We start from the raw sequence: 10,415 nt of genomic DNA, 5'->3' as shown, positions 1-10,415 counted from the left end.
AAATGCTCCATGATTGGAAATAATCTCCAAAAGGAGTGAGTCTTTCGGATTTTATTGCTACCTTTGCCCATGCCGTGCGGTTTCTTTGTCTTTGGATTCGCAACACTAAGGTAAGTGAAAACGCTGACATGGCAAAAACCTGGGCAACAAAATGTTGCTCAGGAACTTATAAAAATAATTATCAATTATGTTGCGGAATTAAGGTTCTTCAAAAAGGATTTCCAATTTATCACTGCTTTTGCGCTTTCCAAGATAGAATGTAACAGGTCAAAAAGAATCCCCTCCATCATCCAATCTGAATGTTGCCAATGAATCTGTTTTGTCTATCAGCGTTACAAGTTTTCCATTTCCATAAAACAGCAACTTAAAATTGTAATTTATAATGGCAAAATTTATGTCATCAACTACCCACACTCTTTATTAGAAGACAGAATAAACGAATAACCTCTCCCTACAAATCCTCACTCAATATTTTTCTTATACAAATACTGATAAAAATCATATTGAGCACGTACTTTCGGTTCGTCAGGAGTACGTTTGAATATATTCTTCAGTTCCTTGTCTACCCAGCAAGCTTTCCAGTTAGCACGAAGCTGCATATCGAGCATATCTATTAATTCCTGCTTCAAGCTCTTGTCCAAAACAGGTGTTACAGCCTCTATACGGCGATACAGATTACGCCTCATCCAATCAGGAGAACCGATAAACAACCGCGGATCTCCATCATTACCGAAATACCATACGCGGGCATGTTCCAGAAAACTGTCGACAATACGGGTAACACGAATATTGCTACTAAACGACTCTCCGGGAACCAAACAGCATATTCCTCGTACAATCAGATCTATTTTTACCCCGGCCTCGCTTGCCTTGTACAGTTCGTCTATCATGGTGAGGTCTTGTAAAGCATTCATCTTAAGAATAATTCTCCCCTGCCTGCCAGCTTTAGCCAAAGCAATTTCATGATGAATCATACGTTTTAACTCCGGAAGCAAGTTAAAACGGGCTATCAGCAAACGTTTAAACCGAGGTTCATCCACTTCCTTACGCAAAAAACGGAACAGCGTATGCATATCTTCCACTATCACCCGATTGCACGTAAATAACGCAATATCGGAATAAATCTTAGCTGTTTTCTCATTGAAATTTCCTGTACTTACATAAGCATAGCTACGTATTTGTTCCCCTTTTTTATTATAACGTAATACAAGTGCAACCTTAGCATGTACCTTGAGTCCCGGAATACTGTACAGTATCCTGATTCCGGCTTTCTTCATCAGTTCGGCCGTGGCCAGATTGTTTTCTTCGTCGAAACGAGCCTTCAGCTCTACAAACACTGTTACCTGTTTACCGTTTTGCGCGGCGGCAATCAGCGTATTGATAACCTCCGAATGTTCGGCTACCCGATATTGGGTAATCATAATCTCCCGACACAAGGGATCGTGAACAGCCTCGTAAAGAAAATGTGTAAAATGATCGAAACTATGATACGGATAATGCAACATCAAATCCTTACGAGCTATCCGGCGATACATAAAATTCTTACCTTCCAGTCCGGAAAGCCTCATCGGAACCGGCTTAGCCAAAGGCTTCAAATCTGGATTCGGATTAGGTAGTGAAGACAAATCTTCCAAATTCAAATGTTTATCTCCCGGAACCAGTTCCTCACTGTCGATAGAAAAAGCATCGGTCAGAAACTCCAGGAAATCAGCAGGCATCTTACGATCGTACACAAAACGTGCTATCGCTCCAATCTTACGCTTCTTAACTTTCTCTTTCAGTTTCTCCACCATATTTTCCGAAGGAACATCATCTACAAATACATCCGCATCACGCGAAATTTTACAGCAATAGCTGCAATCTACATCGTAGCCGACAAAAACTTCAGCAAGATTAGCCTTTACGATATCCTCCAGAAACATCAGATAATAATTATCACCTTGTTTGGGAAGTTCCACAAAACGAGGAACCTTGCTGTATGGCATCTTGATAATGAAATACTCCATCCGTTCTGTTTCATGGCAACGTACCCGTACCGCCAGATACTGGCGTTTATCACGAAGAAACATCCTGACCTTCTCTTTTTCAATCTTTACCGGTTGCAAGTAAGGAAATACTTCCTCCATGAAAAAGCGATGTACAAAATCACGGTGAAAATCTTCCACTTCCCTTTTCGACTGATAAAAGATTATATGATTCTGACGGAGTCCGGGCAATATCTTCTGCTCGTAAATCCGGATTCTGTCTTCCAGTTGTGCATTGACTATCTCCGCAATTTTACGAATCAGCTCATGTGCCTGGTCTACAGTCATGTCTTCGCTTTTTCCACCGGAAGCAACAACTTTATGTTCGGCAACACGGACCTTATAGAACTCCTCCAGATTGGATGAATAAATTGCAATGAAGTTTATCCGCTCATACAATGGCAAATCATCGTCATCAGCTTCAAGCAACACACGATGATTGAAGGAAAGCCAGCTTATGTCGCGGTTAAAATATCTATATTGTTTTTCCATAATGCCATGAATCAAGGTTGAGTCAAAAATACTATCTTTGTCCGACAAAACCAAAGAAAAAATGACAAGAATCGGATTATTATCGGACACTCACGGCTACTGGGACGAACGTTACCTGAAATATTTTGATCCGTGCGACCAGATATGGCATGCCGGCGATATCGGTTCGATGGAAGTAGCAGAACGACTCGCAGCCTTCCGCCCCCTGAAAGCAGTATATGGAAATATAGACGGACAAGACATGAGGCACACGTTTCCTGAAACAGCACGCTTCACTGTCGACGGAGCAGATGTACTGATGAAACATATAGGAGGATATCCCGGTAAATATGATCCTTCTATCCGCTCTGTCCTTTTAGCCAATCCTCCCAAGCTTTTTATAAGCGGTCACTCACATATTCTGAAGGTGAAATATGACCAGACACTCGGATTACTGCACATAAATCCCGGAGCAGCAGGAATATACGGATTCCATACGGTACGTACTTTAGTACGTTTCAGCATCGACAACGGAAACTTTTCCGACCTGGAAGTAATAGAATTAAACAAGTAATTGTTTGCCTGATTAAAAAAACTTTCCGAAATTTGTACCCGATTTTAAGCAACATCTTATATGAAAACTTATTTAGTAACAGGAGCAGCCGGATTTATCGGCGCCAATTATATAAAGTACATTCTGGCAAAACACGAAGACATTAAGGTTGTTATACTTGACGCTTTGACTTATGCCGGAAATCTAGGTACTATTGCCAAAGATGTAGACAACGAACGTTGCTTTTTCATAAAAGGCAACATATGCGACCGTGAGCTTGCCGACCGACTTTTTTCAGAATATAAATTCGATTATATCGTAAATTTCGCTGCCGAAAGCCACGTAGACCGCAGTATAGAAAATCCACAGCTGTTCCTTCAGACTAATATCCTGGGAACTCAAAACCTGCTGGATGCAGCCCGCCGTGCATGGGTTACCGGAAAAGACGAAAACGGTTATCCTACATGGAGAAAAGATGTACGCTATCATCAGGTATCAACCGACGAAGTATATGGTTCGCTGGGTGAAGAAGGCTTCTTCACTGAAGAAACTCCTTTATGCCCGCACAGCCCATACAGTGCGTCAAAGACCAGTGCCGATTTAATCGTAATGGCATATCGTGACACTTATAAGATGCCGGTTACTATCACACGTTGCTCAAACAATTACGGTCCTTATCACTTCCCGGAAAAACTGATTCCGTTAATTATCAAAAATATCCTTGAAGGAAAACGCCTTCCAGTCTATGGAAACGGTACAAACGTACGCGACTGGTTGTATGTAGAAGACCACTGCAAGGCTATCGATCTGGTAGTACGCCAGGGTAAGAACGGAGAAATTTACAATGTAGGCGGACATAACGAAAAACAGAATATAGAAATCGTAAAACTTACCATTGCTACAATCCGACGTTTAATGGAAGAAGAACCTGCTTACCGTAAGGTTTTGAAGAAAAAAGAACTGGATGAAAATGGTGAAATCCGCATCGACTGGATAAACGATTCACTGATTACTTTTGTAAAAGACCGTTTGGGACATGACCAGCGTTATGCTATCGACCCGACTAAAATTACTCGTGAACTAGGATGGACTCCCGAAACTAAGTTCGAAGATGGTATTGTAAAAACCATTATCTGGTACTTGAACAATCAGGATTGGGTAAAGAGCGTTACTAGCGGTGACTATCAGAATTACTACGAAAACATGTATAAAAACAGATAAATATATTTTTATCTGAACTGCTATATAACAAAAAATGTCCCGCAGGATTGAAAACAAATCCTGCGGGACTTTTTGTCTTTATACCTCATACATACAATACATTATTATTGTTTAGCAATCTATATTAACTTTCTACCAGCAAACTGACATTCTTTTGAGGCTCAAAATAGAAAATAACAGACTTACTTATATTGTATCCATACGTTAGAGTACAAAAAATCCCCTGCTTTAGCTTTGTTCATATTGATAATGTGGCTAAAAGCAGGAGATTTTTTACTATTAAAGTTTCAACCTATAAGATTTTTACTTTATACTTTATTTTAAGACAAGTTCGGAAAGCTGATAAAACATCAGGAAAAAGCCTTATTTTTTTGTACAAAGAAGTACAACTTTTGTAGAAAAATAAAAAAAACATCAGCATGTTTTCTCTGTCTTTTCAGCAAAAATAAAAACACTTTCCCCTATGAATCATAAAAAGCTGTCAATCACTACTGTTTCAGCAGATAAGCTTTAAATGACGCAAAGTCTTTTTGCATAGGTACACTTTGTTTTGTACCACGCATGAAAGCCTGTAGCTTTTCGGGTATCTTTACTTCTGTACCGATAATCGCTTCTACTGTTTGCAGGAACTTCGCCGGATGAGCTGTTTCAAGAAAGACTCCGTTTTCTTCAGGCTGCAAGTCTTCTGCCAAGGCACGATACCCACATGCACCATGAGGATCGAGCAGATATCCGGTTTCTTCGTAAGTTTTCTGTACCGTTTCACGTATCTGTTCGTCGGTATAAGTCTCCCCACTAATTTCGGATGCTATAGCATCGTGACTACCTTCATATAAATCGAGGATACGGGCAAAATTACTCGGATCTCCTACATCCATAGCATTGGCAATGGTTGCTATTGAGGGTCGAGGACTGTATTCTCCAGTCTTCAGGTATTGATAAAAGATGTCATTACGGTTATTTGCCGCAATGAAGCGTTTCACGGGTAGTCCCATACGCTTACCAAACAGGCCGGCTGTTATGTTTCCGAAGTTTCCGCTAGGCACGCAAATCACCAAATTGTCTGCTTTTCCTTGCTTTTTCATCTGTGCATACGCATAGAAATAATAAAAAGCCTGAGGCAAGAAACGGGCCACATTGATAGAGTTTGCCGAAGTGAGCTGCATATGTTCGTTCAGTTCCTTATCCATAAAGGCATTCTTTACCAGTGCCTGACAGTCGTCGAACGTACCGTCTACTTCAATAGCCGTTATATTCTGTCCGAGTGTAGTAAACTGCTTTTCCTGAATCTCGCTGACTTTACCTTTCGGGTAAAGCACATATACATGAATCCCTTCTACCCCCAGAAAACCATTTGCTACGGCACTGCCTGTATCTCCGGAAGTAGCAACCAGTACATTCACCTGTTTCTTGCCTTCCTTACGGATAAAATATCCCAGCAAGCGTGCCATGAAACGTCCGCCTACATCCTTAAAAGCCAATGTAGGACCATGAAACAGTTCCAGCGAGTAAATATTGTCCTTCACCTTCACTACCGGAGCATCAAAACTAAGTGTATCGTATACAATGTGTTTCAACGTTTCGGCAGGAACATCTTCACCGAAAAAAGCATCAGCTACACGATAAGCTATTTCCTGAAACGAAAGATTTTCTATCTCATCATAAAAAGACTGAGGCAAAGCCTTGATGGCACGAGGCATATACAAACCTTTATCGCCTGCCAGTCCACGTACTACAGCTTCCTCAAGTGTTGCGTCGGAAGCCTTCTTATTTGTACTGTAATATTTCATAACTCTCTAGTGTAAATTCATAAACTCATTCATAAACTCATCTTTTTCCATCGTACCGTATCCTCCTTCCCGGCAGGCTATTTCATCGTAACTCTGCACGCTATCGGGAGTAATACCTGGATAATAAATCAGGAAAGGTATCGGTTCGGCTGTATGTGTACGCAGTTCGCACGGAGTAGGATGATCGGGCAACACAGCTATCGCTACCGGCTCATCCCAGTTTTTTACTTCTTCGTAAATAGGTCCGACTGCACGGCTGTCCAGATATTCAATGGTTTTCAGCTTCAAGTCTATATCTCCTTCATGTCCGGCCTCATCACTAGCCTCGATATGCAGGTAAACAAAGTCATCAGTTTTTAACGCTTCGATAGCTGCCTGAGCCTTGCCTTCGTAATTCGTATTGTAAAGTCCGGTAGCTCCCTCTACATCTATACAACGCAGCCCCGCATAACGTCCGATACCACGAATCAAATCGACAGCCGTAATGACCGATCCTCTATGAATGGAAGGGTATTTCTGTGATAAAGGTTCCATCTTCGGACGATACCCCGGACTCCATGGCCAAATGCTGTTGGCTGCATCTTTTCCCTCTGCCATACGCTTCTGATTGACCGGATGAGTGGCAAGCAATTCCTGCGATTTCAAAATCAAGGCATTCAGCAAGTCGGCAGTTTCTTGTGCTTCCGGACATAAGGCTTTTACCAGATTCGGACGAAAAGGCTTCAGCGGGACATCGTGTGGCGGCACACAAGCCAGACGTTTGTCGCCTCCTTTGATGACAAGCAAATGACGATATTGTACCCCCGTATAAAAACGAATACGGTCTGTTCCTAATTTCTCATCAAGATACTTAATCAGCTGGTCGGCTTCTTCGGTCGTGATATGTCCTGCCGAATGATTTTTCAGGATATCTCCTTCTACACAGATCAGGTTGCAGCGCATGGCCATATCGCCCGGTTCCAGATCTACACCGATACTGGCAGCCTCAAGTACGCCTCTTCCTTCGTAAACTAACGGCAGGTCGTAACCCATAACCGACATGTTCGCAACCTCACTTCCGGGATGAAAACCGTCGGCAACTGTTTTCAGCATCCCCGTACGTCCCATTTGGGCTAGTTTGTCCATGTACGGAGTATTTGCATATTGTAACAATGTTTTGTTTCCCAGCGATGGTACGGCCCAGTCCGCCATACCGTCGCCTAAAATAATAATGTGCTTCATAAGCCTAAATGTTTGCGATACTCATTATATCGGCAAAGACTCCGGCTGCGGTAACACCTGCTCCGGCTCCATAACCCTGAATGAGCATCGGGTACTCGTTATATCGTTCAGTTGTAAGCAAAATAATATTATTACTACCTTCCAGTGTATAGAACGGATGATTCCGGCCTACTTCCTGCAAAGCCACGACTCCATGTCCATTTTCCAGACTAGCTACAAAACGCCAGTGTTTTCCTTCTTTTTCCAATACTTTACGACGTGCTTCAAATTCATCGTCAAGAGCCGGAATCTTTTTCCAGAAGTCATCCAGTGAACCTTCGAACAATTCGTTAGGAATAAACAAGTGCTTCTCTACATCTTCCTGATTCAACCGATATCCTGCTTCGCGTGCCAGAATAACAAGTTTACGGATAACATCCTTCCCGCTCAGGTCGATACGCGGATCAGGTTCTGAATATCCTTCTTCTTTTGCTTTATGAATAGTTTCACTAAGAGGTACATCGGCACTGATAGTATTGAATATGTAGTTCAGTGTACCGCTAAGTACAGCTTCAATCTTTACAATTTTATCTCCACTGTTTATCAAATCGTTTATCGTATTTATCACAGGAAGACCTGCTCCCACATTTGTTTCAAACAAGAATTTCACTCCACGCTGGCGAGCAATCTGCTTCAGTTCCGCATAATTCTCGTATTCCGACGATGCGGCAATCTTATTGGCTGCTACAACCGAAATATTGTGACTTAAAAATTCCTTATAAAGTCCGGCTATTTCTGGGCTTGCAGTACAGTCCACAAATACAGAATTGAAAATATTCATGCCAACAATCTCATCCTGAAGTACCTGAGGAGATGAAGGTATTCCTTTTTCATCCAATTCCTGACGATAGTTAGACAGGTCGATTCCTCTGCGGGTAAATAAAGCTTTATGTCCATTGGCTATACCTACCACATTCAGCATCAGTCCACGTTCACGTTTCAGTCGTTCCTGCTGACTGCTGATCTGTTCGATAAGACTATGCCCTACCGTTCCAATACCACAAATGAAAAGGTTCAGTACCTGGTATTCGGACAAGAAGAAAGAATCGTGAATAACATTCAATGTCTTACGCAACGAAGCTCCGTCTACTACAAACGAAATATTTGTTTCGGAAGCTCCCTGTGCACAAGCTATCACGTTGATACCGTTACGTCCCAGTGTACCAAACAACTTTCCGGCAATACCCGGTGTATGCTTCATGTTCTCTCCTACGATAGCCACAGTAGCCAGTCCGCTTTCCGCTTTCATCGGGCTGATTTCGCCCATTTCTATTTCCTTGGCAAACTCTTCATTCAATACTTCGCAAGCCAGATCAGCATCCACGGTCCGTACACCTATAGACGTTGAGTTCTCCGAAGAAGCCTGTGAAACGAGAAACACACTGATACCATTTTCAGCCAATGTCTTGAATATTCGGTAGTTCACTCCAATCACACCGACCATTCCCAGTCCGGTCATGGTTATCAGACACGTGTCATTAATAGAAGAAATACCCTTAATGGCTTTCGATGAGTGATCAGCCTCCTGTTTTACGATAGTTCCCGGAGCATCTGGATTGAACGTATTCTTTATTAAAATAGGTATATTCTTATGACAAACCGGATAAATAGTAGGGGGATAAACTACCTTCGCACCAAAGTTACACAACTCCATTGCCTCTACGTAACTCAATTCCGTAATAGGATATGCAGTACTGATAACTCTCGGATCGGCTGTCATGAAACCATCTACATCTGTCCAAATCTCCAGCACATCGGCATCCAGTGCAGCTGCCAGAATAGAAGCTGTATAATCGGAACCGCCTCGTCCAAGATTGGTCACTTCTCCTGTAGTCTTATCAGTAGAAATAAATCCAGGAACAAGTGATATAGAAGGAATTTCATGGAACGTTTCACGAACCAGACGATTGGTAAGTTCCGAATCAAGTATATGTTTGTTGTGTTTCTTTTCTGTTTTAATAAACAGACGGGAATCAAACCACTGGGCTCCTTCTATCAGTGTTGCTACGATAATAGAAGAAAGGCGCTCGCCATAGCTTACAATTGTAGCCGAAGTCTTTGGCGACAAATCACGTATAAGATATATTCCCTGAAAAATATCTTTCAGTTCACTCAGCAGTTCATTCACACAGTCAAGCAGCAATTCACGTTTCTGTCCTGCCGGAATGACGGTATAAACCATTTCTATATGACGGTTTACAATCTCCTTCATCTCCTTTTCATAACCGGAATCACCGTTGGCAGCCATAGTCGAAGTCTTAATCAACTTATCAGTTATACCACCCAATGCTGAAACGACTACTATCACTTTATCATCAACCGCTTCAACAATTTTCTTTACATTCAACATGCTGCTGACAGAACCCACTGATGTTCCACCGAATTTTAATACCTTCATGTACTTATATTTTTATAACAAGGACTGTTCTTTCATACAAGAAAGCCCACTTGTCAGATAAAACAAAATAAATAATTGATCAATAGTTCGTTAAAAATTCGCCAAGCCTAAGCGGCTTTGGCGGTAAATAAAATGAGTTCTTTGAAAAGTTTGTCAATTAATTGCGTGTTTGGCTCAATCCCAGACACGCAAATAAATCGTTCAAGCATGTAAGCATTGTGTATGACTGACTTGCATGATGATATGGAATATTTTATTCCCATCTTCTTACAGGCAGCTTTGGCAAGGTTTATCGCTGCAAGTGACGCATTGAAGTGAAATGCCAGTTTTCTGAAGTCGGTTGCCTGACAGTTCGTCATTCCGGCATGTTGCTTGGCATCGCGAAAGCAGAATTCGAGCTGGAAACGTGTCCTGTAGAAGTCTAAAACCTCCTTGGCATCCTGCATCTCGTCCGTGGAGAAATACAGCTGCCATTTGTCCGTTCTTCCATCCATAGGATACCATACAGCTAAGCTCACAAAACGTTTGAGTGCTTTGGAGTATGCTTTCAGTCCATAAAGTTTACCCTTGTTCACTTTATACTCGGTACATCTTGTGATGTCCAGATTTTCAAAATCAATCTTTCCGTCATACAATTTTGGACGTCCGCGTTTTCCTGTCCTATTTTCTAAGGTGGGATAAAACAACACTGCATCATT

At 41.8% G+C, this 10,415-nt stretch carries 6 protein-coding genes and 1 pseudogene; 2 read left to right on the top strand and 5 right to left on the bottom strand.

Annotation, left to right across the window (positions count from 1 at the left end; genetic code table 11):
• Nucleotides 1-461: 461 nt before the first annotated feature.
• Nucleotides 462-2,516, bottom strand: coding sequence for an RNA degradosome polyphosphate kinase (locus BACCOP_RS03395; RefSeq protein WP_007566284.1), 2,055 nt, complete (start codon nucleotides 2,514-2,516; stop codon nucleotides 462-464).
• A 61-nt stretch (nucleotides 2,517-2,577) separates the two neighbouring features.
• On the opposite strand from BACCOP_RS03395, the gene BACCOP_RS03390 reads away from it, so the two are divergent.
• Both BACCOP_RS03390 and rfbB read left to right on the top strand, forming a co-directional pair.
• Nucleotides 2,578-3,069 (top strand): metallophosphoesterase family protein, encoded by a 492-nt coding sequence (locus tag BACCOP_RS03390; RefSeq protein ID WP_007566283.1) that lies wholly within the window; start codon nucleotides 2,578-2,580, stop codon nucleotides 3,067-3,069.
• A 60-nt stretch (nucleotides 3,070-3,129) separates the two neighbouring features.
• Nucleotides 3,130-4,269, top strand: a complete 1,140-nt coding sequence (gene rfbB / locus BACCOP_RS03385) for a dTDP-glucose 4,6-dehydratase (protein ID WP_007566281.1) — start codon at nucleotides 3,130-3,132, stop codon at nucleotides 4,267-4,269.
• A gap of 488 nt (nucleotides 4,270-4,757) precedes the next feature.
• Here rfbB and thrC read toward each other — a convergent pair whose 3' ends face one another.
• The 4 genes and pseudogenes from thrC to BACCOP_RS03365 form a co-directional block, all read right to left on the bottom strand.
• On the bottom strand, nucleotides 4,758-6,059 hold the full coding sequence (gene thrC, locus BACCOP_RS03380; RefSeq protein ID WP_007566276.1) for a threonine synthase: 1,302 nt from the start codon (nucleotides 6,057-6,059) through the stop codon (nucleotides 4,758-4,760).
• Nucleotides 6,060-6,065: 6 nt separating this feature from the next.
• Nucleotides 6,066-7,280, bottom strand: a complete 1,215-nt coding sequence (locus tag BACCOP_RS03375; protein ID WP_007566274.1) for a cofactor-independent phosphoglycerate mutase — start codon at nucleotides 7,278-7,280, stop codon at nucleotides 6,066-6,068.
• Between the two features lie 4 nt (nucleotides 7,281-7,284).
• Nucleotides 7,285-9,717, bottom strand: a complete 2,433-nt coding sequence (gene thrA / locus BACCOP_RS03370) for a bifunctional aspartate kinase/homoserine dehydrogenase I (protein WP_007566273.1) — start codon at nucleotides 9,715-9,717, stop codon at nucleotides 7,285-7,287.
• Between the two features lie 107 nt (nucleotides 9,718-9,824).
• Nucleotides 9,825-10,415: pseudogene (locus tag BACCOP_RS03365) on the bottom strand (transposase); the annotation flags it as partial.

Origin of the sequence: Phocaeicola coprocola DSM 17136, from assembly GCF_000154845.1 — a bacterium.
Taxonomy (GTDB): domain Bacteria; phylum Bacteroidota; class Bacteroidia; order Bacteroidales; family Bacteroidaceae; genus Phocaeicola; species Phocaeicola coprocola.
This window is presented reverse-complemented; position numbering and strand designations above follow the sequence as displayed.